Source organism: Thermus tengchongensis, from assembly GCF_021462405.1.
Taxonomy (GTDB): Bacteria; Deinococcota; Deinococci; order Deinococcales; family Thermaceae; genus Thermus; species Thermus tengchongensis.
The window spans coordinates 106526-133393 of sequence record NZ_JAKEDU010000001.1; the positions used below are offsets into that span (position 1 = coordinate 106526).

At 66.1% G+C, this 26868-nt stretch carries 22 protein-coding genes and 2 pseudogenes; 20 read left to right on the forward strand and 4 right to left on the reverse strand.

The genetic code is table 11. The features are described 5' to 3' along the window. Positions 1-2: 2 nt before the first annotated feature. From L1087_RS00595 to L1087_RS00625, 7 genes are all read left to right on the forward strand, one after another. Complete coding sequence (locus L1087_RS00595) at positions 3-1691, forward strand: b(o/a)3-type cytochrome-c oxidase subunit 1 (RefSeq protein ID WP_234557152.1); 1689 nt, start codon at positions 3-5, stop codon at positions 1689-1691. Between the two features lie 65 nt (positions 1692-1756). Beyond that, entirely contained in the window at positions 1757-2242 is a 486-nt protein-coding gene (locus L1087_RS00600) for a hypothetical protein (protein WP_135259513.1), read from the forward strand. Further along, entirely contained in the window at positions 2239-3420 is a 1182-nt protein-coding gene (locus tag L1087_RS00605; RefSeq protein WP_234557153.1) for an MFS transporter, read from the forward strand. The genes L1087_RS00600 and L1087_RS00605 overlap by 4 nt, the downstream gene beginning before the upstream one ends. Before the next feature lie 43 nt (positions 3421-3463). Next, entirely contained in the window at positions 3464-3733 is a 270-nt protein-coding gene (gene rpsO / locus L1087_RS00610; RefSeq protein ID WP_038042712.1) for a 30S ribosomal protein S15, read from the forward strand. A gap of 58 nt (positions 3734-3791) precedes the next feature. Continuing rightward, positions 3792-5936 (forward strand): polyribonucleotide nucleotidyltransferase, encoded by a 2145-nt coding sequence (gene pnp, locus L1087_RS00615; protein WP_234557155.1) that lies wholly within the window; start codon positions 3792-3794, stop codon positions 5934-5936. A 56-nt stretch (positions 5937-5992) separates the two neighbouring features. Continuing rightward, entirely contained in the window at positions 5993-7720 is a 1728-nt protein-coding gene (locus tag L1087_RS00620; protein ID WP_038042716.1) for a ribonuclease J, read from the forward strand. 3 nt (positions 7721-7723) lie between these two features. Then, entirely contained in the window at positions 7724-8185 is a 462-nt protein-coding gene (locus tag L1087_RS00625; protein WP_234557157.1) for a universal stress protein, read from the forward strand. On the opposite strand, the gene L1087_RS00630 is transcribed toward L1087_RS00625, so the two are convergent. The 3 genes from L1087_RS00630 to L1087_RS00640 are packed head-to-tail and all read right to left on the reverse strand — an operon-like array spanning position 8149 to position 11974. Beyond that, positions 8149-9114 (reverse strand): sodium:calcium antiporter, encoded by a 966-nt coding sequence (locus L1087_RS00630; RefSeq protein ID WP_234554405.1) that lies wholly within the window; start codon positions 9112-9114, stop codon positions 8149-8151. The two genes, L1087_RS00625 and L1087_RS00630, sit on opposite strands and share 37 nt — an antisense overlap. Continuing rightward, complete coding sequence (locus L1087_RS00635; RefSeq protein ID WP_234557159.1) at positions 9111-9560, reverse strand: CBS domain-containing protein; 450 nt, start codon at positions 9558-9560, stop codon at positions 9111-9113. The genes L1087_RS00630 and L1087_RS00635 overlap by 4 nt, the downstream gene beginning before the upstream one ends. Then, on the reverse strand, positions 9557-11974 hold the full coding sequence (locus tag L1087_RS00640; protein ID WP_135259507.1) for a cation-translocating P-type ATPase: 2418 nt from the start codon (positions 11972-11974) through the stop codon (positions 9557-9559). Before L1087_RS00640 ends, L1087_RS00635 begins: the two co-directional genes overlap by 4 nt. A gap of 68 nt (positions 11975-12042) precedes the next feature. On the opposite strand from L1087_RS00640, the gene L1087_RS00645 reads away from it, so the two are divergent. The 3 genes and pseudogenes from L1087_RS00645 to L1087_RS00655 all read left to right on the forward strand — a co-directional run. Next, positions 12043-12609: a thioredoxin family protein gene (locus L1087_RS00645; RefSeq protein ID WP_234557161.1), complete on the forward strand. Its 567-nt coding sequence runs from the start codon at positions 12043-12045 to the stop codon at positions 12607-12609. An 826-nt stretch (positions 12610-13435) separates the two neighbouring features. Then, positions 13436-14368, forward strand: a complete 933-nt coding sequence (locus L1087_RS00650) for an NAD-dependent epimerase/dehydratase family protein (protein ID WP_234557163.1) — start codon at positions 13436-13438, stop codon at positions 14366-14368. Between the two features lie 74 nt (positions 14369-14442). Beyond that, positions 14443-15312, forward strand: a pseudogene (locus tag L1087_RS00655) (SLAC1 family transporter); the annotation flags it as partial. A 3-nt stretch (positions 15313-15315) separates the two neighbouring features. On the opposite strand, the gene L1087_RS00660 reads toward L1087_RS00655, so the two are convergent. Then, positions 15316-16767: a lyase family protein gene (locus L1087_RS00660; RefSeq protein ID WP_234557165.1), complete on the reverse strand. Its 1452-nt coding sequence runs from the start codon at positions 16765-16767 to the stop codon at positions 15316-15318. A 170-nt stretch (positions 16768-16937) separates the two neighbouring features. On the opposite strand from L1087_RS00660, the gene L1087_RS00665 reads away from it, so the two are divergent. The 10 genes and pseudogenes from L1087_RS00665 to L1087_RS00710 form a co-directional block, all read left to right on the forward strand. Beyond that, entirely contained in the window at positions 16938-18233 is a 1296-nt protein-coding gene (locus tag L1087_RS00665) for an ABC transporter substrate-binding protein (RefSeq protein ID WP_234557166.1), read from the forward strand. Next, positions 18234-19097, forward strand: a complete 864-nt coding sequence (locus L1087_RS00670; protein ID WP_130839800.1) for a branched-chain amino acid ABC transporter permease — start codon at positions 18234-18236, stop codon at positions 19095-19097. Continuing rightward, complete coding sequence (locus L1087_RS00675) at positions 19094-20167, forward strand: ABC transporter permease subunit (RefSeq protein WP_234557168.1); 1074 nt, start codon at positions 19094-19096, stop codon at positions 20165-20167. Before L1087_RS00670 ends, L1087_RS00675 begins: the two co-directional genes overlap by 4 nt. Further along, positions 20164-21831, forward strand: coding sequence for an AMP-binding protein (locus tag L1087_RS00680; RefSeq protein WP_234557170.1), 1668 nt, complete (start codon positions 20164-20166; stop codon positions 21829-21831). Before L1087_RS00675 ends, L1087_RS00680 begins: the two co-directional genes overlap by 4 nt. Beyond that, entirely contained in the window at positions 21812-22576 is a 765-nt protein-coding gene (locus tag L1087_RS00685; RefSeq protein WP_234557172.1) for an ABC transporter ATP-binding protein, read from the forward strand. The genes L1087_RS00680 and L1087_RS00685 overlap by 20 nt, the downstream gene beginning before the upstream one ends. Then, complete coding sequence (locus tag L1087_RS00690; protein WP_234557174.1) at positions 22569-23312, forward strand: ABC transporter ATP-binding protein; 744 nt, start codon at positions 22569-22571, stop codon at positions 23310-23312. Before L1087_RS00685 ends, L1087_RS00690 begins: the two co-directional genes overlap by 8 nt. 118 nt (positions 23313-23430) lie before the next feature. Further along, positions 23431-24615 (forward strand): ABC transporter substrate-binding protein, encoded by a 1185-nt coding sequence (locus L1087_RS00695; RefSeq protein WP_234557176.1) that lies wholly within the window; start codon positions 23431-23433, stop codon positions 24613-24615. Positions 24616-24666: 51 nt separating this feature from the next. Beyond that, positions 24667-25542 carry a branched-chain amino acid ABC transporter permease gene (locus tag L1087_RS00700; RefSeq protein ID WP_135259501.1) on the forward strand — a complete coding sequence of 292 codons (876 nt, stop codon included), beginning with the start codon at positions 24667-24669 and terminating at the stop codon, positions 25540-25542. Positions 25543-25584: 42 nt separating this feature from the next. Further along, on the forward strand, positions 25585-26361 hold the full coding sequence (locus L1087_RS00705; protein ID WP_135259538.1) for an ABC transporter ATP-binding protein: 777 nt from the start codon (positions 25585-25587) through the stop codon (positions 26359-26361). Then, positions 26358-26867 (forward strand): annotated as a pseudogene (locus L1087_RS00710) (ATP-binding cassette domain-containing protein); the annotation flags it as partial. The gene L1087_RS00705 and the pseudogene L1087_RS00710, both read left to right, overlap by 4 nt. Position 26868 lies beyond the last annotated feature (1 nt).

Genomic DNA, 26868 nt, shown 5'->3' on the forward strand with positions numbered 1-26868 from the left:
CCATGGCGGTGCGGGCAACGGATATCACCCGTGTCTACGAAGCCTACCCGGAGAAGAAGGCCACCCTCTACTTCCTGGTCCTGGGCTTCATCGCCGTGATCATCGGGAGCCTCTTTGGCCCCTTCCAGGCCCTGAACTACGGCAACGTGGACGCTTATCCCCTGCTTAAGCGCCTTTTGCCCTTCGTCCAGTCCTATTACCAGGGCCTGACCCTCCACGGCGTTCTGAACGCCATCGTCTTCACCCAGCTCTTCGCCCAGGCCATCATGGTGTACCTTCCCGCCCGGGAGCTCAACCTACGGCCCAACATGGGCCTCATGTGGCTCTCCTGGTGGATGGCCTTCATCGGCTTGGTGATGGCTGCCTTGCCCCTTCTCGCCAACGAGGCTACAGTCCTTTACACCTTCTACCCCCCTCTTCAGGGGCACTGGGCCTTCTACCTGGGGGCCAGCATCTTCGTCTTGTCCACTTGGGTGAGCATTTACATCGTGCTGGACCTCTGGCGGCGTTGGAAGGCCCAGAACCCGGGTAAGGTGACCCCCTTGGTCACCTACATGGCCGTGGTCTTCTGGCTCATGTGGTTCATCGCCTCCATCGGGCTGGTGCTGGAGGCGGTGCTCTTCCTCCTGCCTTGGTCCTTCGGACTCATCAAAGGGGTAGACCCCCTCATCGCCCGCACCCTCTTCTGGTGGACGGGTCACCCCATCGTCTACTTCTGGCTCCTGCCCGCCTACACCATCATCTATACGGTGTTGCCCAAGCAAGCCGGTGGGAAGCTGGTCTCCGATCCCATGGCCCGCCTAGCTTTCCTCCTCTTCCTGCTCCTTTCCACCCCAGTGGGCTTCCACCACCAGTTCGCCGACCCCGGCATCGACCCCACCTGGAAAATGATCCACTCCATCCTCACCATGTTCGTGGCGGTCCCCAGCCTTATGACCGCCTTCACCGTTGCCGCCAGCCTGGAGTTTGCCGGGCGCCTGCGGGGCGGGAAGGGGCTTTTGGGCTGGATCAAGGCCTTGCCTTGGGATAACCCCGCCTTCGTAGCCCCGGTCCTGGGGTTGATCGGCTTCATCCCTGGGGGGGCCGGGGGCCTGGTGAACGCCAGCTTCACCCTGGACTACGTGGTGCACAACACCACCTGGATCCCCGGCCACTTCCACCTCCAGGTGGCGAGCCTAATTACCCTTACCGGTATGGGCTCCTTGTGGTGGCTCATCCCTAACCTCACGGGCAAGCCCATCTCCGACGCCCAGCGGCGGCTTGGGCTGGCGGTGGTCTGGCTCTGGTTCATAGGCATGCTGGTCATGGCCATCGGCCTCCACTGGCAGGGCCTTCTCAACGTGCCCAGGCGGGCCTACATCGCTCAGGTGCCTGACGCCTACACCCATAGCGCCATCCCCATGGTCCTGAACATCATTGCGGGGGTCATCTTGCTCGTGGCGCTGCTCCTCTTCATCTGCGGCCTCTTCAGCGTCCTCCTGGGACGGGAGCGCAAGCCCGAGCTGGCCGAGGCCCCCGTGCCCTTTGCCGAGGTCATCTCCGGCCCTGAGGACCGGCCCTTGGTTCAGGCCATGGACCGGATCGGCTTCTGGTTCCTGGTGGCGGTGATCCTGGTGGTGCTGGCCTACGGGCCCACCCTGGTGCAGCTTTTCAGCAACCTGAACCCCGTGCCGGGCATGCGGCTCTGGTAGGCCCTCAAGCGGTCAAGGGCCAGGGTCTCCTGGCCCTTGATCTTTTTTGCTGGAGGCGCAAGGCTATGCCCGTGGGCTTCGTGACCTCCCCCGCCTTAAGCTGGATAGTGGGCCTCACCCTTCTCCCCTTTTTTCTCCAGTTCCTGGGGCTGGGCCTGGGCCAGGTGCTGGGGCAAGGGCTTTGCGGAAGCGCCCTGGGGGTTTCCGAGGCGGAGGCTGTCCGCTACGGTCTGGTGAACGAGTACTACCTTTACGGCCAGCTCTTCCTCCTTTTACTGGCCCTAAAGGTCACCTACGCCCTTGTCCTGATCACCCTGCGCTTTATGTACCCCAAGGGGGAACCCCCCTTCGCCCCCTTGGTGTGGCGCCTTGGGGTGGGGCTTTCCACCGTTTTCCTCCTGCTCTTCCTCCTCACCCGCACCCTGCCCCTACCCTTCCCCACCCCCCTGGGGCCAGCCCTGCTTTCCCCAGCCCCCTTGGACCCCCTTTCCCTGCTGATGGTCCTTCCAGAAGCCCCCCTGCTTTTCCTTTACCTGAGGTATCGGCCATGAAGCTTCCCACGCAAGTGTACCTCCTGGGCTTGGTCAGTTTCCTCATGGACGTGGCCAGCGAGATGGTCTACCCCCTTTTGCCCCTCTTCCTCACCGGACTGGGAGCAGGCGCTGGGGTGCTGGGCCTGGTAGAAGGCATCGCCGAGGCCACGGCCAGCCTCTTTAAGGTGGTGGGAGGAAGGGTTTCGGACCGGGTGGGCCGCAGAAAACCCCTCCTTCTCCTGGGCTACGGCCTTCCAGCCTTTTTACGACCCATCTTGGCCCTGGCCCAAAGCCCGGCCCACGTGCTCCTCTACCGCTTCCTGGACCGCACGGGCAAGGGGCTGCGCACGGCGCCGCGGGACGCCCTCTTGGCGGAAAGCGTGGATAAGGGCGCCTTAGGGCGGGCCTACGGCCTCCACCGGGGCCTGGACACCCTGGGGGCCACCGTGGGCCCCTTCCTGGCTTTTCTCCTCCTGCCGCACCTGGGCATCCGGGGGGTCTTCTGGGCCTCGGCCGTCCCCGCCTTTCTGGCCCTCCTGGCCCTTTTATGGGTGAAAGAGGCCAAGCGCCAAGAAATCAGGCCCCCGCTACCCCCCTTGCGCCTGGCCTACCTCCGCGCCCTCCCCGCTTCCTACCGACGCTTTCTCCTCATCTCCGGGGTCTTCGCCCTGGCCCTTTCCTCCAACGCCTTCCTCCTCCTGCGCCTGAAGGAATTGGGCCTAAGCCAGGAGCAGGTCACCCTGGCCTACACCGGGTACAACCTCCTCTATGCCCTCCTTTCCTACCCCCTGGGCAGCCTGGCAGACCGGGTGGGGTTGCGGCGCGTGGTGGCCTGGGGGTTCGGCCTTTATGCCCTGGTGTACCTGGGCTTCGCCCTGGCGCAAAGCGCCCTGTGGGGGGTAGCCCTGCTCCTCCTCTACGCCCTCTACTCTGCCGCCTTTGAGGGGTCAAGCCGGGCCTACCTGGCCACCTTGGTGCCTGAGGCCACCAAGGCCACCGCCATCGGCCTCTACCACACGGTGGTGGGGGTCTTGCTCCTCCCGGCCAGCCTGGTCTTCGGAGCCCTTTGGCAAGCCTACGGGCCTGGGCTGGCCTTCGGCGCGGGTGCCGGCCTGGCCCTTTTGGCCCTGGCCCTTTTCCTGCTTGACGGAAGGAGGCCAAGGGCCTATTCTGGTTCAGGCCCCACGGGGCTTTGAGGAGGAAGGGGCATAAGCGCCTTCCCCCCTGACGGAGGAGAAAATGCCCATCACCAAGGAAGAGAAGCAGAAGGTCATCCAGGAGTTTGCCCGCTTCCCGGGGGATACGGGGAGCACCGAGGTGCAGGTGGCCCTGCTCACCCTGCGCATCAACCGGCTTTCCGAGCACCTCAAGGTCCACAAGCACGACCACCATTCCCACCGCGGCCTTCTCATGCTGGTGGGGCAAAGGCGCAGGCTTCTCCGCTATCTGGAGCGGGAAGACCCCGAGCGCTACCAGGCCCTGGTTGAGAAACTAGGCCTTAGGAAGTAAACTGGTAACCAGGTCGGGGGCGGGGCCTTTGGGCTCCGCCTTTCGTTTGAGGACAGCCATGCCGGATGCCACACCCAACACCCCACAGGCCCATAGGTACGAAACCCAGGTGGCTGGCCGCCCCCTGGTGTTGGAGGCAGGGAAATACGCCAAACAAGCCTCGGGCTCGGTCCTGGTGCGCTATGGGGACACCGTCGTGCTAGCCACGGCCCAAGCCTCAGAGGAGCCCATAGAGGCAGACTTCCTCCCCCTCACGGTGGAGTTCGAGGAGCGGCACTACGCCGTGGGCAAGATACCGGGGAGCTTCATGCGCCGGGAAGGACGCCCTGGAGAGAAGGCCATTCTCTCCGCCCGCATGACGGACCGGCCCATCCGTCCCCTCTTCCCCAAGGGGTTCCGGCACGAGGTGCAGGTGATCGTCACCGTGCTCTCCGCCGACCAGAAGAATCCCCCGGACATCCTGGGGCCTACGGCGGCCAGCGCTGCCCTCATGCTCTCGGACATTCCCTGGGAAGGCCCCGTGGCGGCCGTGCGGGTGGGCCTCATTGGGGGGCAGTTCGTCCTGAACCCCACCTTGCAGGAGCTGGAGGAAAGCGCCCTAGACCTGGTGGTGGCGGGAAGCCGGGACGCCATCCTTATGGTGGAGGCCGGGGCCCAGGAGGTGGATGAGGAAACCCTGGTCCAGGCCCTGGAGTTCGCCCATCGGGAGATGCAGCCCATCCTGGAGCTGCAGGAGGCCATGGCCCGGACCCTGGGCAAACCCAAGATGGCCTGGACGCCTCCCGAGAGCCTATCCGATGAGGAGAAGGAGGCCCTTTACCGCCTGGCCCTGGAACGGGGGCTTTCCGCCGTGCTCCAGACCGCCAGCAAAGGGGAAAGGAGCCGGGCCCTCGAGGCCTTCGCGGAAGCCCTGATCCTCGAGGCCCTGCCCAAGTTAGAGGACAGCACCCCGGACGAGAGCAAGAAGCCCCTCTACGCGAGCGCTTTTGATGAGGTGGTCCGGCGGGAGCTGAGGCGGTTGGTGCTGGAGGAAGGCAAGCGGGCAGACGGCCGCGGCCCCAAGGACCTCCGCCCCATCTGGATCGAGGTGGACGTCTTGCCCCGCACGCACGGCTCGGCCGTCTTCACCCGGGGGGAGACCCAGGTGCTGGGCACCGTGACCCTGGGCACGGGCCGGGACGAACAGATCATCGACGACCTGGGCATTGACGAAACGGAAAAGTTCCTGGTCCACTACAACTTCCCTCCCTTCTCCACCGGGGAGGTCAAGCGCCTGAGGGGGGTTTCCCGCCGGGAGATAGGCCACGGCAACCTGGCCAAGCGGGCCCTGAAGGCGGTCTTACCTCCAGAAGACGCCTTCCCCTACACCATCCGCGTGGTGGGGGATGTGCTGGAGTCCAACGGCAGTAGCTCCATGGCCACGGTCTGCGCCGGGTGCCTGGCCCTCATGGACGCCGGGGTGCCCATCCGCGCCCCCGTGGCCGGGGTGGCCATGGGCCTGGTGTGGGAGGGGGAGCGGGCGGTGATCCTCACCGATATCCTAGGGCTGGAGGACGCCTTAGGCGACATGGACTTCAAGGTGGCGGGGACGCGCCAGGGGGTTACCGCCTTGCAAATGGACAACAAGGTGGGTGGGCTTCCCCGGGAGGTGCTTAAAGAGGCCCTCATGCAGGCCCGTGAGGCCCGCATGAAGATCCTGGACCTCATGGAAAGCGTCCTTCCCGCCCCACGCCCCGAGCTCAAGCCCTTCGCGCCGCGCATCCTCACCCTCAAGGTGCCGGTGGAGAAGATCGGCATCGTGATTGGCCCTGGAGGCAAGAACGTGCGCGCCCTGGAGGAGCTTGGGGTGGAGGTGGACATCGAGGAGGACGGGACGGTGCGCATCTACTCCAGCGACATGGAGGCGGCCCAAAAGGCCAAGAAGCGCATCGAGGAGCTCACCATGGAGGCCAAGGTGGGCGAGATCTACGAGGGCACCGTCACCAAGATCACCCCCTTTGGTGCCTTCGTGAGCCTTTTCCCCGGGACCGAGGGGCTCCTTCACATCAGCCAAGTCGCCCCCGGACGGGTGCGGCGGGTGGAGGACCACCTTAAGGTGGGGGACGTGATCAAGGTCAAGGTGCACCGCATTGACGAGCGGGGCAAGATCGACCTAATCCGCCCCGAACTGGAAGGCAAGATCCCCCCCAGGCGGCGCGGCTAGCCCCTGGGGGTTTTCCCTAGCGCCCATCCCGGCCAGGCCGGGAAGATAGGAGGTTTATGGAAGATCAGGCGCGCAAACCGAGGCGGCGGCGGAGAAGGCCGCAAGAGGGAGGCGGAGTAACCGGCACCGGTCCCCAGGACTTCCTGGAGATCATCCCCTTAGGAGGGATGGGGGAGATTGGCAAGAACATCACCGCCTTCCGCTTCCGGGATGAGATCTTCGTTCTGGACGGCGGGTTAGCCTTCCCCGAGGAGGGAATGCCCGGGGTGGACCTCCTCATCCCCCGAGTGGACTACCTGGTGGAAAACCGCCATCTCATCAAAGCCTGGGTCCTCACCCACGGCCACGAGGACCACATTGGGGGGCTTCCCTTCATCCTGCCCATGGTCTTCGGCAAGGACTCCCCAGTGCCCATCTACGGGGCAAAACTCACCCTGGGTCTCCTTAGAGGGAAGCTGGAAGAGTTCGGCCTGCGGCCAGGATCCTTCAACCTGAAGGAGGTTTCCCCCGACGACCGCATCCAGGTGGGGCGGTACTTCACCCTGGACCTCTTCCGCATGACCCACTCCATCCCCGACAACTCCGGGGTGGTCATCCGCACCCCCATCGGCACCATCGTGCACACGGGGGACTTCAAGCTGGACCCCACCCCCATCGACGGCAAGGTCTCCCACCTGGCCAAGGTGGCCCAGGCGGGGGCGGAAGGGGTATTGCTCCTCATCGCCGACTCCACCAACGCCGAGCGTCCCGGCTACACCCCCAGCGAGATGGAGATCGCCAAGGAACTGGACCGGGTGATCGGCCGGGCCCCGGGAAGGGTCTTCGTCACCACCTTCGCCAGCCACATCCACCGCATCCAAGCGGTGATTTGGGCAGCGGAAAAGTACGGGCGCAAGGTGGCCATGGAGGGGCGGAGCATGCTGAAGTTCAGCCGCATCGCTATGGAACTGGGCTACCTCAAGGTGAAGGACCGCCTCTACACCCTGGAGGAGGTCAAGGACCTTCCCGACCACCAGGTGCTCATCCTGGCCACGGGAAGCCAGGGCCAGCCCATGTCCGTCCTCTCCCGCCTGGCCTTTGAGGGCCACGCCAAGATGGCCATCAAGCCCGGGGACACGGTGATCCTCTCCAGTAGCCCCATCCCCGGCAACGAGGAGGCGGTGAACCGGGTCATCAACCGCCTCTACGCCTTAGGGGCCTACGTCCTCTACCCCCCCACCTACAAGGTGCACGCCTCCGGCCACGCCTCCCAGGAGGAGCTCAAACTCATCCTGAACCTGACCACGCCCAAGTTCTTCCTGCCTTGGCACGGGGAGGTGCGGCACCAGACCAACTTTAAGTGGCTGGCGGAAAGCATGAGCCGCCCCCCGGAGAAGACCCTCATCGGGGAAAACGGGGCCGTGTACCGCCTCACCCGGGACGCCTTTGAGAAGGTGGGGCAGGTGCCCTCGGGGGTGCTCTACGTGGACGGGCTGGGGGTAGGGGACATCACCGAGGAGATCCTGGCCGACCGCCAGCATCTGGCCGAGGAGGGCATTGTGGTCATCACCGCCCTGGCCGCCCGGGACCCGGTGGTGGAGGTGGTGTCCCGGGGCTTTGTGAAGGCCGGGGAAAGGCTTCTCGGCGAGGTGAAGCGCATGGCCCTCGAGGCCCTGCAAAACGGCGTGAGGGAGAAGAAGCCCTTGGAGCGCATCCGGGACGACATCTACTACCCGGTGAAGAAGTTCCTCAAGAAGGCCACGGGCCGCGACCCGGTGATCCTTCCCGTGGTCATCGAGGGGTGAGCCATGTACCAAAGCCTCCTCCTCCCCACCGACGGCAGCGAGGCTGCCGAACGTGGCGTGCGGGAAGGCCTCCGCTTGGCCAAGGCCCTGGGGGCCAGGGTGGCCTTCCTGTACGCCCTGGAGCCCTTGGGGCCCAGGCTCCTCCTGGGCCCGGAAACCCTCCCCTACTACCAGGAGCTTCTGGAGGACGCGCGCCAGGCGGGCCTGGCCGCCCTAGACCGGGCCACCCACCTGGCGGAAGAACTCGGCGTGCCCTTTGAGGCCCACCTCCTCGAGGGCCGGGCGGCGGAGGTCATCCTCAGGGAGGCCGAAAACCACGACCTGGTGGTCATGGCCTCCCACGGGCGCACGGGTTTGGACGCGCTCCTTCTGGGCAGCGTGACGCAAGAGGTGGTCCGCCGCAGCCCCAAGCCCATCCTGGTGGTCCCCTATCGGCCCAGCGACAGCCAAGCGGCCAGCAGGTAAAGCCCCAGAATCGCCCAGGAATCGTAGGCCAATACCCAGAGCTTGCGCAGGCTCTGGTACATCAGGCCCACCAGCACCGCCCCCGACATGGCCAGAAGGATGAGAACGCTGACCAGGTGGCCCTCCCCCACCTCCCGCCCCAGGGGCCCCGGCGCCAAGAGGTCGGCGTAAAAGAAGAGGAAGCTGTTGAACATGCCGCTGCCCAGGGCATTACCCAAGGCCAGGTCCACGGCCCCCAAGCGGGCGGCGGCCATGGTCACCGTGGCCTCGGGGAGCGTGGTCACCAGGGCCACCAAAAAGGTCCCCACCCAAGCCTCCCCCAAGCCCGTTTCCTGGGCCAAGCGCTCGGCTAGGCCGGGCAGGAGCACCGCTGCCCCCACCAGGAACAAGGCCCCTACCAGGTAGCGCACCAAGGCCCCCGCCAGGGTGAAACCCTCGTAGGCCTCAGCCTCCACCTGCTCGTCGCGGGGAAAACGCCTGGCGTAGCGAAAGGAAAGCCAAAGGGCGAAGAGGTAGAGGGGAAGCAAGGCCAGGGTAAACATCCCAAGCCGGCCGCTACCCCGGTCCAGGACCAAGCCCAGCCCCAAAATGGCCAGGAGTACGATGAGTAGCCCCAAGCTCAGGGCATGCTCTTGGCTAGCCCGGGCGGTGAGGGGCCTAGGGTGAAGGGCATCCAGCAGGGTGAGCAGGAGGAAGTTCACCATGGTGGCGCCCAAGAGGTTGCCCACCGCGATTTCCGGCAGGTCCTGGAGCACGGCGCTGGTCACGTTGAAGAGCTCCGGCAGGCTGGTGGTGACCCCCACCAGGAAAAGCCCCATGAAGGTGCGGCCCAAGCCCGTCTTCCCCGCCAGCACGTCGCCGTAAAAGGCCACCTGGCGCCCCGCCAGGAGGATGACCAAGGCTACGCCCAGGAAAGCCCAAAGGGTCATAGGTGGGGCCTTAGGAGGCGCAACAGGTCAAAACGGGTGATGATGCCCACAGGCCTTCCCTCGGCATCCACCACGGGCACATGGTTGATGTCGTACTCCAGCATGATCTCCAGCACCTGGGACAGGGGCGCCTCCGGGCCCACCCCATGAACGGGTGCGCTCATGATCTCCTCCACCTTGGTGCGCTTGGCCTCCTCCAGCAGGTGGTCCAACCCTTCCCTTCCCAAAAAGCGCCCCAGAAGCACAGGGGCGCGGAACGTGGAAAACGGGATGCCCCGTTCCTTGAGGAAGTCGCTTTCCGTGACAATCCCCGCCAGGCACCCCTCCTCGTCCAGCACCAGCACGCTACCGATCCTTTTCTCCAGCATGAGACGGGCAACCTCCTCCAAGGAGGTCCCGAGGGGCACACCCACCACCGGGCTGGTCATGGCGTCCTTCGCTTTCATGGTCTAGCCTCCTTTCGCCAAAGCCATCGATCCACACCCTCGGCCATCAGCCAAGCGAGAAGGGCCAACCCCAGTATGACACCCCACCCCCAAAGGGGAAGGGCAACCCCTTCCACGAACTGGGGCGCCAAAAGGCCCAAGAGAAGCTGCACCAGAATGCCCAGGGCCACGGCCCCGTGCAGGTAGGGATTGGGCAGGGGGATGAGGTGGGTGTGCCGGGCGGCGTAGGCGAAGAAGAGCTGGCCAATGGCCATGAAGTGGAAGGTGGCGGAGCGGGCCGCCTCGAGGCCCAGCCACCCCGGGAAGACCGCCAAAATGGCCAAGGCCACCCCCGCTTTCACCGAACCGGTGATGAGCACGAAGCGGAGAGAAATCCGGTCCAGAAGGGGAGCCTCCTTGGGCCTTGGGGGAGAGCGCAACACCCCGGGGTTCTGGTCCAGGGCCAGGGCCAAGGCGGGCAAACCATCGGTGACCAGGTTGATCCAAAGGATCTGCGCCGCGGTCAAGGGAAGCAGCAAGTGCCCAGCCGCGTCCCTGAGGTTCAAAAGGGCGGCGAAAACCATCCCGATGGCCACCACCAACACCTCGGAGAGGTTGGTGGAGAAGAGGAAGCGGATGAACTTCTGGATGTTCTCGTAGATGTTGCGCCCCTCCTCGATGGCCGCCACGATGGTGGCGAAATTGTCGTCCAAGAGGACCAAGTCCGCCACCTCGCGGCTCACGTCGGAACCCCTTAGCCCCATGGCCACGCCCACGTCCGCCCGCTTCAGGGCGGGGGCATCGTTCACCCCGTCCCCGGTCATGGCCACCACCTCTCCAGCCTTCTGCAGGGCCGCTACGATGCGGAGCTTGTCCTCGGGACGGACCCGGGCGAAGACGTCCACCTCCAAAAGCTCCTCGTCGGAAAGCTCGGCGATTTCCTCCCCGGTGGCCACCACCTCGGCGGGGATGCCCACCTGACGGGCGATGGCCAGGGCGGTGGCCGGGTGGTCCCCGGTAACCATCACCACCCTAACCCCCGCCTCCTGGACCCTCCGCACCGCTTCCGGCACCTCGGGGCGGGGCGGGTCCAGGAGGAGGACAAAGCCCAAAAACCTCAGGCCCTCTTCCCGCTCCCCCTCGCCATAGGCCAGGGCCAGGACGCGGAAACCCCTTTGGGCGTGGGCCTCCGCCTCCTCCAGGAGCCGGGCCTTTTCCTCTGGGGAAAGGGCCAGGCGGGGGATGAGAGCCTCGGGAGCCCCCTTGAGGTAGCTCCCCTTGGGGGTGGTGACCCGCATGAACTTCCAGGCGCTGTCGAAGGGGCGCTCGGAAAGCCGGGGGTGCTTGGCCCTAACCTGGGCCACGTCCAGGTGCCGGGTGGCATAGCGCAGGAGGCCCAGCTCCAAGGGGTCTCCCGCCCCCGTGTCCAGGTCGGCGTCGTTGCAGAGGACCATGGCAAGCAGGGCCCCTTCCGGGTCTGGCCCCACCACCTCCCGCACCTCCATGCGGTTTTCCGTGAGGGTGCCGGTCTTATCGGTGGCGATCACCGTGACGCTCCCCAGGGCCTCCACCGCCGCCAGGCGGCGCACCACCGCCTTGCGCCGGGCCATGCGCTCCACCCCCAGGGCCAGGGCCAGGGTGAGGACGGCAGGAAGCCCCTCGGGCACCGCGGCCACCGCCAAGGCCACGGCAAAGAGGACCACCTGCGCAGAAACCCCTTCCACCAGGAAGCCGAGGATCACCAAGGCCGCGGCCAGGAGGATCACCCAACGGGCCACCCGGTGGCCGAAGGCGGTAAGGCGCCGCTCCAATGGGGTTTTTTCCTCCTCCATCCCCGCCAGCAGGCCCGCGATGCGGCCCATGGCGCTCTGGGGGCCCGTGCGGGTCACCTCCACGAGGGCCCGGCCCCGCACGAGAAGGGTGCCCGCATAGACCTCCTCCCCCATCCCCTTCTCCACGGGGACGCTCTCCCCGGTGAGCACGCTTTCGTCCACCATGACCCCGCCCGCCTCTACCAGCACGCCATCCGCGGGCACCCGGTCCCCGGCCTCGAGGCGCACCACATCCCCTGGGACGATCTCCCGGCTCCGGATACGCCTAAACTCCCCATCCCGGAGCACCCAGGCCATGGGCTCCGCCAAAGCCTTCAGGCGGCGCAGGGCATCCTCGGAGCGCTTCTCCTGCAGGGTGCCAAGCCCCGCGTTCAGAAGGAGAATGGCCGAGATGGCCAAAGACTCCAAGGGCAGACCCTGTGCCCCCTCAAGACCCCACAAGACCAGGTCCACCGCCAGGGCAAAAAGCAGAATGTAGATGAGAGGACTTTGGAATTGGCGCAGAAACTTTCGCCAGAGAGGCTCGGGAGGTTTTTCAGGGAGGGCATTAGGCCCATACTCTTTGAGCCTAAGCCTGGCCTCTTCCGAGGAAAGCCCGCGCATAGGGCCAGGATAACCGAAAAGGCCCAGGGCCATTGTCCCGGAAGCCCCGGCGTTGATACCATGGGGCCATGCTCCAGTATCCCGAGCTTCCCTTAGAAAGCCCCCTCATCGACGCCGAGCTTCCCGACCCCCGGGGCGGGCGGTACCGGCTTTCCCAGTTCCAAGAGCCCCTTTTGGCCGTGGTCTTCATGTGCAACCACTGCCCCTACGTGAAGGGCTCCATCGCCGAGCTGGTGGCCCTGGCGGAGAGGTACCGGGGCCGGGTGGCCTTCGTGGGCATCAACCCCAACGACTACGAGCGCTACCCGGACGATGCCCCGGAGAAGATGGTGGCCTTCGCCGAGGAGCACGGCATCTTCTTCCCCTACCTCCTGGACGAGAGCCAGGAGGTGGCCAAGGCCTACCGGGCCCTGCGCACCCCCGAGGTCTTCCTCTTTGACCAGAACCGGCTCCTCCGCTACCACGGGCGGGTGAACGACAGCCCCAAGTTCCCCGACCAGGTGCAAAGCCACGACCTGGAGGCGGCCATAGAGGCCCTCCTCAAAGGAGAAGAGCCTCCCCTCAAGGAAGCCCCGGCCATCGGCTGCACCATCAAGTGGCGCCCCGGCAACGAGCCCGAGATCGGCATTGGATAAATGGGAGGAAAGAGAAAGCATCAGATAGCTGAAAGGAGGAAGCAGATATGGGCTTTTTCGTTTATGAGTACGGCGCCGTGCCATGCGCTAGTCCGGGGTATCAGCTACTAAGGTCAGTAAATCTCGCCGGCTCCGCTCTTACAGCAATTATTGCCGGTTGCCTACCGCCAGGAACAACACTCCCCACCCCTCCGCCCTCGGCACCCCCTGGCGGCACGCTGAGCGGTTGCCTAAGCCCCCAGGGCCTTCCCTCTGCCTCCTCTCCTTGCCCCTCACCCATCCGCTGGTGCGCAACTGACGCCGATCTGCTGTCTCATTTAGGGTACACCCACCCGGACCATCGCCTGGTGGTGGATATGAAGCCCAATGTCCCCAGCGTTGTTTCCCTCTATGAGCTGAAAAAGGTTTGGGGGGTTACCTACGTCCACGGCAACCCATGGACCGTGGTCATGCTCCAGCTGGAAGCCCTCTGGGTGGATTACCACCCCCCTGTCGGAACTTCGGTAACAGCCTTTAAAGCATGTTTTCCCGACCCCCCTAGACCCAGGGCCCTGGTACACGAGTTCCTGTACTTAAATTACCGGGTTCCACCACGTTCCAGAAGTGGAGTCCCTACATGGTTATGGGGCCCCTCAGGAATGGTAAACGCTCCCGTCTTATTTGAAGACGCCCTGACTTACTTCATACCGCACTTGCGCCACGAGCTTCTTCGCCACTCGGAAACCGACGTCTGTGTTGGCTGTAGCGGCGTGCTTCCTCCTCCGACCTGCTAACACAAATGGTCTTGCTTTCGCAGGCCCTACAGGGTAGCCTTGTGAGGGGTTTTATGCGCGTATTAGTCACGGGCGGTGCCGGGTTCATCGGGAGTCATATCGTGGAAAGCCTCTTGGAAGAAGGCTTGGAAGTGGCCGTCCTGGACAACCTCTCCACGGGTAAGCGGGAAAACGTCCCCAAAGGGGTCTACTTCTACAAGGTGGACCTCAGGGACCGAGAGGGGCTGGAAAGGGTCTTCCGCGAGTTCCGCCCCACCCACGTCTCCCACCAGGCGGCCCAGGCCTCGGTGAAGGTGAGCGTGGAAAACCCCGTCCTGGACTTTGAGGTGAACCTCCTGGGCGGCCTGAACCTCCTCGAGGCCATGCGCAAGTGGGGGGCGGAGAAGATGGTCTTCGCCTCCACCGGGGGAGCCATCTACGGGGAGGTGCCCGAGGGGGAGGCCGCGGAGGAGACCTGGCCCCCCCGGCCCAAAAGCCCCTACGCCGCAAGCAAAGCGGCCTTTGAGCACTACCTCTCCGCCTACGGGCAGAACTACGGGCTCAGGTGGGTCTCCCTCCGCTACGGCAACGTCTACGGCCCCCGCCAAGACCCCCACGGGGAGGCGGGGGTGGTGGCCATCTTCGCCGAGCGGGTGCTGAAGGGGGAGCCCGTCACCCTCTACGCCCGCAGAACCCCGGGGGATGATGGGTGCGTGCGGGACTACATCTTTGTGAAGGATGTGGTGCGGGCCCATAACCTGGCCCTCAAGTCCCTGGAAGGGGTATACAACGTGGGCACCGGGGAGGGACACACCACCCAGGAGGTGCTCCAGGCCGTGGCCGAAGCCGCAGGGAAAACGCCCGCCGTGAACCCCGCCCCTCCTCGCCCCGGGGACCTGGAGCGGAGCGTGCTGTCCCCCGCCAAGCTCCTGGCCCACGGCTGGCGGCCTGAGGTGGGTTTTGCCGAGGGCATCCGGCTCACCGTGGAATACTTCCGCACCCGTTGACATACCCCCCACCCCTATCTGATGATGGGGGTATGAGCGTTCGTTTCTTTCACCCCGCCTGGTTCGCCATGGTCATGGGGGGAAGTGGGGTGGCCCTTGTGCTCCACCGCTTTGGCCTCGAGGCCCTGGCCCTGGTGAATTACGGTGTGGTGGCCCTTCTCTTCCTCGCCAGCCTGGGTATATTCCTGGCGAAGCTCCTCGGCCACCGGGACCGGATCTGGGAAGAGCTCCATCACCCCCTTCTTTCCCAGCTCTACGCCACCTTCCCCCTAGCCCTTTTGCTCTTCAGCTTGGCGACCCACGAGGTTTTGGGGCAAGAGAAGCTGGCCCTGATCCTTTTCGCCGTGGGCTCGCCCCTGGTTCTCCTCTTGAGCCTTCTTCTCAGCTACCTGATCTTCACCCGCATGCGCCTTCCCTTTGAAACCGCCAACGGCACCTGGTTCATTCCGCCGGTGTCCTCCATTGTGGTGCCCCTGGCGGGAGGCCCCCTCCTGCCCCTCATGGGCCCTTGGGCCAAGGAGGCGTTCTATTGGATGCTCATGTTCCTTGGGCTCGGCCTCGTCCTCTTTCTCTGGGTGGGGGCCAACCTCCTGGCCCGCCTCTACGCCCATAAACGCCCGGCCCCCGAACTGATACCCAGCTTTTTCATCGGCCTGGCCCCGGTGGGGGTGGGAATCCTCGCCCCCCTCTCCCTCCTTAAGGGCGCCAAGACCATGGGCTTTTTCCCAGGAGACCTCGAGGGCCTACACCTCTTCGGGATCGCCCTATGGGGCCTGGGCGGGTGGTGGTTTGTCCTGGCCATGGCCCTTTTTCTGGAAAACCTTCTCCTCCACCGGGTGCGGCTAGGGTTCCAGCCCGGGCTATGGGCCTTCGTCTTTCCCATGGCGGCCTTCACCCTGGCCACCAGGGCCCTGGCCGAGGGCCTATCCAGCCTACTCCTGCACCTCCTAGCCCAGGGGCTCTTCCTGGTGCTCCTGGGCTTCTACCTGCCCCTGCTGATCCGTAGCCTTCTCGCCTTCCTCCGCCTGGAAACCCTCAGGCCCTTTGGCCAACAGCCGCCTGGCCAGGCGCACCCGAGCCCGCAGGGCCGCTAAGGCCTTCCGGTCTTCCTTAAGGCGCTTCCTGGCCCGGGCCATGGCCTCTGCCCGGGCCTTGGGCCCCACACCCCCCAGGACCTCCCGGCGGGCAAAGAAGCCCTCGAGGCTCATCCAGGCGATGAGTTCCTCCCGCCCCACCCCCAAGAGCTCGGGCCGAACCCCCGGCAAAGCCCCCTGGACCCGCCGGTAGGCCTCGGCAAGGGGCACCCCCTTGCGCACCAAAAGGTCCACCGCCTCCGAGGCCAGGACCTCCGGGGAGAGCTCCTCCAGGAGAAGGGCGGGCTCAAATCGGCTTTCCTCGAGGGCCACCCGAGTTAGCTCCAAAGCCGCCTCGGCGCTTTCCATCAGAGCCGTCAAAGGCTCCAGTACCCCCGTGGAGTGGTCGTTCAGGTCGGTGAAGGGGGTGTTGTGGTTCAAGAGGGCCAGGGCCCCCACCCCGCCCACCAGATGGCTCGCATAGATGCGGGCGTGCTCCAGCACCACGGGATTCCGCTTCTGCGGCATGAAGCTGGAACCCTGGGCCAGCCCCTCCCCCACCACGAAGGCCCCCCGCTCCGCCAGGGCCAGAAGGTCGGTGAGGAAACGGGAGAGGCTGGTACCCAGTCCCACCAGGGCCGAGGCCAGCTCCAGGGCATAATCCCCCGAGGCCACGGCATCCAAGGTGTTCTCCACCGGCCCAGCGAAGCCCAAAAGAGCGGCGAGCCGCAGTCGGTCTACAGGATAGGGGTTCCCCGCCAGGGCACTGGCACCCAAAGGGCACCGATCCAGGGTATCCAAAGCCTGCCGCAAACGGCGGTAGTCCCTCTCTAAAAGCGCCGCCACCCCGAGGAGGTAATGGTCCAAGGTAGAGGGCTGGGCGGGCCGGTGGTGGGTGCGGACGACCAGGGGTACCCCGGCGTAGGCCTCGGCGACCCGGAGTACCGCCCCTCGCAGGCGAAGAAAATCCCCCAGCAAGGCCACCAGTCGGTCCCTCAGGTAAGCGCGAAAGGCGGTGAGGTCCAGATCGTTACGGGATAGCCCTCGGCGTATGGCCCCCGCCACCTCCTCCCCCCAATGCTCGGCAAGCTGCGCCTGGATGGAGAAGAACACGTCCTCCACCTCTCCGGTGAAGCTGGGGAGGGGATGGAGCCGCAGCTGCCGCAGGGCCTCCACCGCCTCCGCGGCCCAGGGAAGGCCCAAGCGGGCGAGCTCGAGGGCGTAGGCGGTGAGGGCATCGAAGAAGTGGGGGACGAGCTCCTCCCGGGCGAAGCGGTAGTGGCGCGCCAGGACGAAACGGCGGTAAACCGCGTGCCAGCGAGGCATGGGCTCATGCTACTTGACAAGGAATAGGGTTCGGGGATAAGTTGGTCCTAACCGACTGGTCGGTAGTGGCAGGCCCCATGGGGCCCATTGGCGAGTGGCAAACGCCCTTGTAGAACGTGGGGGGAGGGGCTAGCCTGAGGGCAAGAGGGTAAGAGGAAAGGAGGTTGGCGATGGGAAGGATAGGGACGGCGGTCCTTTGGGCGGTGGCGCTCCTCTTGGGGAGCGGGGTCTCGGCCCAGACCCTGCGCATCGGGGTGGTGGGACCCATGGCCTTCGTGCAAGGGGAGCACACCTGGTACGGGGCCACCTTGGCGGCGGAGGAGATCAACCGGGCGGGAGGCGTCCAGATCGGTAACCAGCGCTACCGCATCGAGCTCATCCGGGTGGACACCAACGAGATGACCAGCGTCACCGACGCCGCCACCGCAGTGGAACGGGCCATCACCGCCCAAAGGGTGGATTTCCTGGTGGGCGGCTTCCGCAGCGAGGCGGTCCTGGCCATGACCGAGGTGGCCGCGGACTACCGCAAGATCTTCATCATTACAGGAGCCGCCTTGGACGGCCTTCTGGCAGGGCGGGTGGACCGGAACTACGAGCGCTTCAAGTACCTCTTCCGCGTGAGCCCCAATAAGTCCAGCGACCTGGCCCGGACCTCCCTTCTCCTGGCGGGAGAGGTAATCCAGGCGGTGCGGCAGCAGCTCGGCATCCCTCGGCCCCGGGTGGCCATCCTGGCAGAACGGGCCGCTTGGGCCGACCCCCTGGTGGAAACCGCAGGCCGCCTCTTCGCCGCCCCCCCACCCCAAGGGTACGGGGCCGAGGTGGTGGGCACCTGGCGGCCTTCGGCCACGGCCACCGACGTGACCCCAGAACTCACGGCCATCCAGCGGGCCGGGGCCCAGGTGATCTTCACCGTGCTCTCCGGCCCCGTGGGGGTGCCCTTCGGGCGGGACTGGGGCCGCCTGAGGATCCCCGCCGCCCCCGTGGGCATCAATGTGGAGGCCCAGCAGGAAACTTGGCTCAGGGCCACGGACAACCTCGGGACCTACGTGGCCACCCTGAACTCCCTGGCCCCGGGCGTAGCCATTACCCCGAGGACCATCCCCTTCATCAGCACCTTCCAAGCCCGCTTCCGCCAGTTCCCCATCTACACGGCCAGTGGGGCCTACGGGGCGATTCACATCCTGGCCGAGGCCCTGACCCGCGCGGGCACCACCAACGTGGACGCGGTGGTGCGGGCCCTCGAGGCCACCGACTACACTGGGCCCACAGGGCGCATCGTCTTCGATCGAACCCACGACGTCACCTGGGGCCCCGGGTACACCACGGGCCTAGGGGTGCAGTGGGTGGGCGGCCGGATGCAGGCCTTCTGGCCCCGCAACTGGCAGGTGGAAGGCCGGGTGGTGAGCTACGCCGGGGTGCGCCCCTATCAGCTCCCCCCTTGGGTGGTGGAGGCCTGGAGAAGGTAGATGCTCGCCGCCATCCTGGTTAACGGCCTGGTCCTGAGCGGCATCTACGGGATGCTGGCCCTCGGCTTCGCCCTCACCTACGGGGTGGCCCGCATCCTGAACCTGGCCCACACCGCTTTCTACATGGCCGCCGCCTACGCCCTTTTCTTCTTCCTGGGACTCATGGGTTTCGCCCCGGCGGCTCTTCTCTCTGCCCTTTTGGTCCTGGGGCTGGCCCTCCTGGCCTACTGGTTCTTTCTGGAACCCCTCAAGGAGTACGAGGCCACGGTCCTCATCGTCACCATCGCCCTGGCCCTCCTCCTCCAGGAAGTGGCCCTCCTCCTCTTCGGCGGGCACTTCCGCTCTGTCCCTGCCCTGCTTCCAGGGTTCGTGGAGATCCTGGGGGTGCGGGTGGCCCAGCAAGCCCTCCTGGCCCTCCTCTTCGCCGGAGGGGTTCTGCTTTTGGCCTGGGCCTTCCTGAAGGGAACCCGGCTCGGCCTCAGCATCCGGGCCGCCGCCCAGGACCAGGAGGCAGCGGAGCTTCTGGGGATTAGCCTTTCCCGGGCCGGGTACTGGGCCGTGGGGCTCGGGGCCCTGCTGGCCGCCCTGGCGGGCCTGGCCGTAGCCCCCATGGCCACCTTGGAGCCCCACATGTGGATGCCGCCCCTCCTGGTGGTTCTGGCGGCGGTGGTCCTCGGAGGCCTTGGTAGCCTCCCGGGAGCCCTCCTGGGAGCCTTGGTCCTGGCCTTCGCCGAGGTAACGGTGGTGAACCTGGTGCCCGGGGGCGCCTTCCTGCGCACCGCCGTGGCCCTCCTCATCCTGGTTTTGGTCCTGGTCCTACGCCCTGAAGGCCTTTTCGGCGCGTCCTTCGCGGAGGAGCGATGACGGGTCCCCTGCGGGTCTGGTCCCTTCCCTGGGCTCTCCTATACCTGCGGCACGAGGTTCTGGCCCTTCCGGGCCGCACCTTGGCCCTGCTCTTCGTCCTCTTCCTCCTTCTCTTTCCCCTCTTCAGCCAGGACCCTTACTGGCTCAGGATCCTCACCCTCACCGCCATCTTTGCCCTCTACGCGGCCAGCTGGGACCTCCTCTCCGGCTACACGGGCCAGGTGAGCCTAGGACACGCCTTCTTCTTCGGCCTTTCCGGCTATACCTCCGCCATCCTGGGCCGGGAAACGGGGCTCTCCCCTGCCCTCACCATCCCCTTGGGGGCCCTCCTGGCCACCCTGGCGGGGGTGCTGGTAGGCCTCCCCTCCTTAAGGGTGCGGGGGCCCTACCTCTCCCTGGTCACCTTGGCCTTTCCCATCATCGCCACCGGCCTCATCTTCCTCTTCCCCCGGTTCACCGGGGGGGAGCTCGGGCTTTCCGGCCTGCCCCGGCTCGGGCAGAGCCGTCTGGAGGAGTATTACCTGGTGGTGGTGATCTTCCTCATTTCCCTTCTCATCCTGTGGAAGCTTGCAAGCTCGCGAATAGGCCTCCTCTTCCACGCCGTCCGCGAGGACGAGGCCGCGGTGCGCATGGTGGGGGTGAACACCGTGCGCCTTAAGCTCCTGGCCTTCGCAGTAAGCGCCCTTTTCGCCGGGATTGCCGGTGGGCTTCACGCCCACTATCTGCGGGTGGCGGGGCCGGACAGCCTTTCCCTCTTCAACTCCATCCAGCCCGTCATCTGGTCGGTCTTCGGGGGCATCGCCACCATCTACGGTCCCGTGGCCGGCACCTTTCTCCTCTTCCCCATCCTGGAGATCCTGCGGGTCACAGAAGAGCTCCGGATGCTGGCCTTCGCCCTCCTTATCCTTCTCGTCATGCGCTTCCTGCCCCAAGGGGTGGTCCGGGGCGTCCTGGACCGTTTGGAAGAGGTGTGCCCCCGGTGCAAGGTGAGGAACGCCTTCACCCGCAGGCACTGCCGGGCCTGCGGGGTGGAGCTGCACCTTCCTGCGGCAAAGGAGGTGAAACCGTGACCCAGACCCTCTACTGGGAGCGCCCTTGGCTGCGCTTCTACCCCCCGGGAACCCCCTCCGAGGTGGAAACCCCTGCGGGCAACGTGGGCCAGAAAATAAGGGAGGCTTTTGAGGGGAGGAGCCGTGAGGTGGCCCTCCTCTACTACGGTAGGGCCTACCGCTATGGGGAGCTCTTGGAGGCCATCCAGCGCTTCGCCGGCGGCCTCAAGGCCCTGGGTCTGGCCCCCGGGGACCGGGTGGGGCTCTACCTGGCCAACAGCCCCCAGTTCGTCATCGCCTACCTGGGCATCCTCTGGGCCGGGGGGGTGGTGGTGCCCGTGAGCCCCCTCTACACCTCCCACGAGCTTCGCCACCAGCTCCTGGACTCGGGGGCCCGCTTCCTGGTGGTCCAGGACGCCCTGCTGGAAAACGCCGCCCGAACCGGCGTGGCTTTGGAGGCTACCGTTGTGGCCTCCCTTAAGGAAGCCCTTCCCACGTGGCAAAGGTTGCTGGTGAGAGGGCTTCCCCTGCCCAAAGGACCCGGAATCCATCCCTTCGCCGACCTGCTCCGGAGCGCCCCCCTCCCTGTTCCCGAGCCCCGGGGAGAGGAGGACCTGGCCGCCCTCCCCTATACGGGGGGAACCACCGGCCTGCCCAAGGGGGTTGAGATCACCCACGGGAACATCCTGGCGGCCCACCGCATGATCCAAAGCCTGAACCCCCTGGGCCGGGAAAGCACCATCATGGCCTTCCTGCCCTTCTACCACATCTACGGCCAGGTGGTCCTCCTCCTTGGGGGGCTTCTCTCCGGGGCCAGGCTGGTGGTCTTCTCCACCCCCGACCCCGACTGGATCCTCGAGGCCATGGTGCGCTACCGGGCCACCCACTTCTTCGGGGTCCCTTCCCTCTACGAGGTCCTCCGGGACCACCCCAAGGCCCACTGGGTGGACTGGCGACGGCTAGAGGTGGTGGTAAGCGGGGCCGACACCCTGCACGAGGCTACGGTGGAGGCCTTCAAGCGGCGCACGGGGAGGGAGATCGCCGAAGGGTACGGGATGACCGAAACCACCTCGGTGAGCCACATCAACCCCCGCGACCGGATAAAGCGGGGCTCTTTCGGCATCCCCCTGCCGGGCATCCGGGCCCTGGTGGTGGACCCGGAAACCTTGGAGCCCGTCCCCGTGGGGGAGGTGGGGGAGCTGGCCCTGGCCGGACCCAACGTGACCCGGGGCTACTGGCGGCGGGAGGACGAGAACGCTCGAAGCTTCTTTAGCCAAGGGGGCCTCCGCTTCTTCCGCACCGGGGACCTGGTGCGCATGGACGAGGAGGGGTATTTCCACTTCTACGACCGGGCCAAGGACATGATCAAGTACAAGGGCCGCCCCGTTTTCCCCCGGGAGATCGAGGAAGCCCTCCGCGCCCACCCCCTGGTGAAGGCCGCCGGCGTGGTGGGGGTGCCGGACCCCAAGGTAGGGGCCTACCCCAAGGCCTACGTGGTCCTGGAGACGGAGGCCCGGGGCAAGGTGACAGAGGAGGACCTCCTGGCTTTCCTAAAGGAACGCCTCGCCCCCTACAAGCTCCCCAAGGAGATCGAGTTCCGGGGGGAGCTGCCCAAAACGGATGTGGGCAAGGTATCGCGCCGGGAGCTCCGGGAGGAGGTCCAGGGTGGATCTGCTGCAGGCTGAAAACCTTTCCAAGCGCTTTGGGGGCCTGCAAGCCCTTTACAAGGTGGACCTCCGGGTGAAGGAGGGGGAGATTGTGGGCCTCATCGGCCCCAACGGGGCGGGCAAGACCACCCTCCTGAGGATCCTTCTGGGCATCCACCGCCCCGACGAGGGGCGGGTGTTCTTCAAGGGGCAAGCGATCACCTCCCTCCCCACCTGGGAGCGGGTGCGCCTAGGCCTAGCCGCCACCTTCCAAAACCCCAGGCCCCTGAAGCGCCTGCCCGTAATCGCCAACGTCCTGGTAGCGGCCTATGGGCCCCGAGGAGGTAGGAAGGGAGACTGGGTGAAGCGGGCTGAGGCGCGTGCCCTGGACGCCTTGGAGTTCGTGGGCATCGCCGACAAGGCCAAGGAGCCGGCCTCAGTCCTCTCGGGAGGGGAGCTCAAACGCCTGGAGATCGCCCGCGCCCTGGCCACGGAGCCCGAGCTCCTTATCCTGGACGAGCCCTTCGCCGGACTCACCCCGGTGGAGACAGAGCTCCTCGCCAAGTCCCTAGCCCGCCTGCGCAAGGGGGGGAGGTTCGGCAGGCTCCACAGCGAGGGGTGTGCCATGGTGATCATCGAGCACAAGCTTTCCGAGCTCTTCAAGATCGCCGACCGGGTGGTGGTGCTGCACTTCGGGGAGGTACTGGCGGAGGGAACTCCCGAGGAGGTAGCCCGCAACCCCAAGGTGATCGAGGCCTACCTGGGGGAGGAGACCCATGCTTGAGGTCCGGGGGCTTTCCCTCAGCTACGGCAAGGCCCAGATCCTCTTCGGGGTGGACCTGGAGGTGCGGGAGGGGGAGCTCGTCTGCTTGGTGGGGCCCAACGGCGCCGGCAAGACCAGCTTCCTCCGGGCCATCTCCGGCCTGGTCCGCCTCGAGGCCAGGCTCCACCGGGGCAGCAAGGCGGGGGAGATCCGCCTGGAGGGGGAGGCGCGGTTCTTGGGGAAGCGCATCGACCACCTCCTCCCCCACCAGATCGCCCAGCTGGGCCTCGTCCTCTGCCCCGAAAGGCGGCGGCCCTTCAAGGAGCTCTCCGTGGAGGAGAACCTCCTGGCCGGGGGGCTCCTCCTGCCCAAGGGGGAAGTGCGGAAGCAGCTCGCCTTTGTTTACGAGCTCTTTCCCAGGCTCCAGGAGCGCCGGGGCCAGCGGGCAGGCAACCTCTCCGGGGGGGAGCAGCAGATGCTGGCCATCGGCCGGGCCCTCATGGCCCGTCCCAAGCTCCTGGCCATAGACGAACCCTCCACCGGCCTCGCCCCCAAGGTGCGGGCCCTGGTCTTTGAGCAGATCGCCCGGGTGCGCCAGGAGGGAATCACCGTCCTCCTGGTAGAGCAGGAGGCAGCCCGGGCCCTGGCCTTGGCCGACCGGGCCTACGTCCTCTCCAACGGGCGCCTGGTGCGCCAAGGGCCCGCCCGGGCCCTTCTGCAAGACCCCCAGTTCCAAAGGGCCTACTTGGGGCTTTAGAGCCACCTCCCCCCCGGCGCCCAGCCAGGAACCTTTGCCTTCCAAGGCGGAGCCTCTTGCCGGGTAGTGGCCGGTATGTTATTTTTAGCCCAAGCACAACCCGAAAGGAGGCAGAGCCATGAAGCGCAGGGAGTTCTTAAGGAAGCTGGGCGTGGGTTCTCTGGCAGCCTTCGGCATGCCCTATTTCGCCGCCGCCCAGGCACGGCCCGTCAAGCTGGCCACCCTCCTTCCCCTCACCGGGCCCTTCGCCTTCGCGGGGAACGCTGGGCGGGAGGGGTTCGTGGACGGGGTGGACTACGTCAACGAGGTCCAAGGAGGGATTGGAGGCCGCAAGCTGGAGCTCATCATCGAGGACACGGGGTACGATGTGGCCAAGGGCACCGCCGCCTTCAACCGGGTGGTATCCCGGGAGCGCCCTGACGAACTCCTCTTCGTCTATGGAGACTCCACCGGCCTTTCCAAGGCCCTGGCGCCGGAAATCGCCCGCATGGGCCTTCCCTACTCCGCCACCAGCTTCGCCAACGAGCTCGCCGACCCCAAGACCTACCCCACCATCTTCGTCTTCGGCCCCACCTACAACGACATGATGGAGGCCCTTCTTAGGCAGATCCGCCTGCAAAAGGGCCGGGCTAAGATCGCCTTGGTCTACTCCAACACCGAGTTCGGACGCGACCCCATCCCCTACGCCAAGGAAAGGGCCAAGGCTCTGGGCATGGAGGTGGTCCACGAGGAGGTGACGCCCCCGGCCTTTACCGACGCCACCCCCGTGGTGCTGAACCTCCGCCGAGCCAACCCCGACTTCGTCATCCTCCAGGGCTATGCCCTCTCCGCCGAACCCCTCATCCTGCGGGCCGCCCGGGAGCAGGGCCTGCAGGCTCAGTTCATGGGCACTTACTACTCGGCAGAGCTGGCCCTTATCCAGCGGGCAGGTCCCGCCGCCGAAGGCTTCACCGTCACCTACCACAACGCCTACTGGTACGACACCCTGGTGCCGGCGGTGGACGAGATGCGGAAATTCCGCCAGCGGAAGGGGCGGGACACCTCCTACCGCCCCACCTACTACATGGGTAGCCTGGCGGTGGTCCTGGCCATCGCCGAGGCCATGCGCCGGGCGGCGGGGGCGGGCAAGCTCACCCGGGCGGGGGTGGTGGAGTACTTGGAGAAGCTCGGGGACTACAATGGCCTGGGGCTCCAGCGGAGCTACCAGTTCGTCAACCACCGCCTGCCCTACACCAAGCTCTACCGGGCAAGCGTCAAGGACGGGCGCTTTAACGCCATCACCGACTGGATCAAGCTGGCTTAGGCGGATGCCCCGCCCGGGCCAGCCAAGCTGGCCCGGGCCCCAGGAAGACCCATGTCCGACCTCCTGCCTTACCTCATCGGGGGCCTGGCCAACGGGGCCCTTTACGGCCTGCTGGCCCTGGGCTTTGTGCTCGTCTACCGGGCTACCAGCGTGGTGAACTTCGCCATCGGGGAGTTCCTGCTGGTGGGGGCCTACCTCACCTACACCTTCGCCCTCTTCCTGCCCTTGCCCCTGGCCATGCTGGCCGCCCTCCCCGCTGCGTTCCTCTTTGGGATTATTGTGGAGAGGGGTTTCGTGCGGCCCCTTTTGGGGCGGAACGTGGTGGCGGTGATCATGGCCACCATCGGGCTGGCCTCCACCCTAGACGGGGGAGTACAGCTGGTTTGGGGCCCGGACCTGAAGTACCTTCCGGGGAACCTGCCCAACCTGGGCTTCCAGACCGGGGAGATCTTCGTCTCCTCCCGGGCGGTGTGGAACCTGCTCCTGGCCCTGCCCCTGGGGCTTGGCCTTCTTTGGCTCCTCCGAAGAAGCCGCTACGGCATCCTGGTGCGGGCCATTTCCGAAAGGGAGGTGGCTGCCCTGGCCCTAGGGATTCCCACCGCCCGCATCCTGGCGGGGGTCTGGGGGATTTCCGCCCTGCTCGCCACCCTGGCCGGGGCGCTTTTGGCGGTGGCCAGCGGGGTGGGTCCCAACCTGGTCTTCCTGGGGCTCAAGGTCTTTCCCGTGGCCATCCTGGGGGGCTTGGACTCCGTGGGGGGAGCTTTGCTGGCGGGCTTTATCCTAGGGATCCTCGAGGCCCTCTCCCAGCGCTACCTGGAAACCGTACTCCCCGGCTTCACCGAAGCCCTGCCCTTCCTGGTGGTGCTTTTGGTCCTCTTGGTGCGGCCCTATGGCCTCTTGGGAGAACGGCAAATCGAGAGGGTGTGAGGCCCCATGGCCAGGTGAAAGGATGCGGAGAGAAAAGGCATGATCCTGTCCGTGGAAAACCTCAAAGTGGTCTACCGGGGAGTGATCCTGGCCCTGGACGGGGTTTCCCTAGAGGTGAGGGAGGGGGAAGCGGTGGCCCTCCTCGGGCCCAACGGAGCCGGCAAGAGCTCCTTGGTGCGGGCGGTGGCGGGGCTTCTGCCCAAATTTGAGGGGCGGGTGCTGGACGGGCACGTCCGCCTTTTCGGGAAAGAAGCCACCCACTTGGACCCGGTGCGCATCACGGGCCTGGGGCTTACGGCGGTCCTCGAGGGGCGCCCCCTCTTCCGCTACCTCACCCCGGTGGAGAACCTGGTGGCCGCCGGGCATCGCCTCTCCTCCCGGGAGCTTAGGGAAGGCATGGAGGAGGTTTTCGCCCGGTTCCCCCGGCTCTACGAAAGGCGGCACGAGCAGGCCGGCTACCTCTCGGGAGGCGAACAGCAGATGCTCCTCATAGGCATGGCCCTCCTCACCCGGCCCAAGGTGCTGGTGGTGGATGAGCCCTCCTTGGGCCTCGCCCCCAAGCTGGTGGAGGAGGTGATGCGCACCCTGGACGCCTTGAGGAAGGAGAAGGGACTAAGCCTCCTCTTGGTGGAGCAGAACGCCCGGGCAGCCCTGGCCATTGTGGATCGGGTTTACGTCATGGAGCGGGGCCGGGTGGTGTTTGAAGGAGATGCCAAAACCGCCCAGGAAGACCAGGACGTGATGGAGTTCTACCTGGGCAGGGAGGAAGTGGGCTTCCGCCAGGCCAAGCGCTACCGAAGGAGGAAGCGGTGGGTGTGATCCTCGAGGCCAAGAACCTCCACCTCGCCTTCAAGGGGGTAAAGGCCCTGGCAGGGGTGGAGTTCAGCGTCGCCGAAGGCGAGTTCTTTGCGGTGATCGGGCCCAACGGGGCCGGAAAGACCACGCTTTTGAACGTGCTTTCCGGGGTGTACGAACCCGACAAGGGCGCGGTGCTCTTCCTGGGCCAAGACCTCCGGGGGAAAAGCCCTCAGGAAAGAGCCCGCATGGGCCTAGCCCGGACTTTTCAGGGCCTGGAGATCTTCAGGGGTATGAGCGTTTTGGACAACGTGAAGCTGGGAGCCGAGCTGGCCCTTCCCTCCTATCCTCTCGCCCTACCCCGGGCTGAACAGGAAGGACGCCTCAGGGCCTGGGCCGAGGAGGTCCTGGACTACCTCCACCTCTCCCCTTTCCGCCACGCCCCTGCCGGGATGCTCCCCTACGGCCTGCAGAAGCGGGTGGAGGTGGCCCGGGCCCTGGCCAGCCGGCCCAAGCTACTCCTCCTGGACG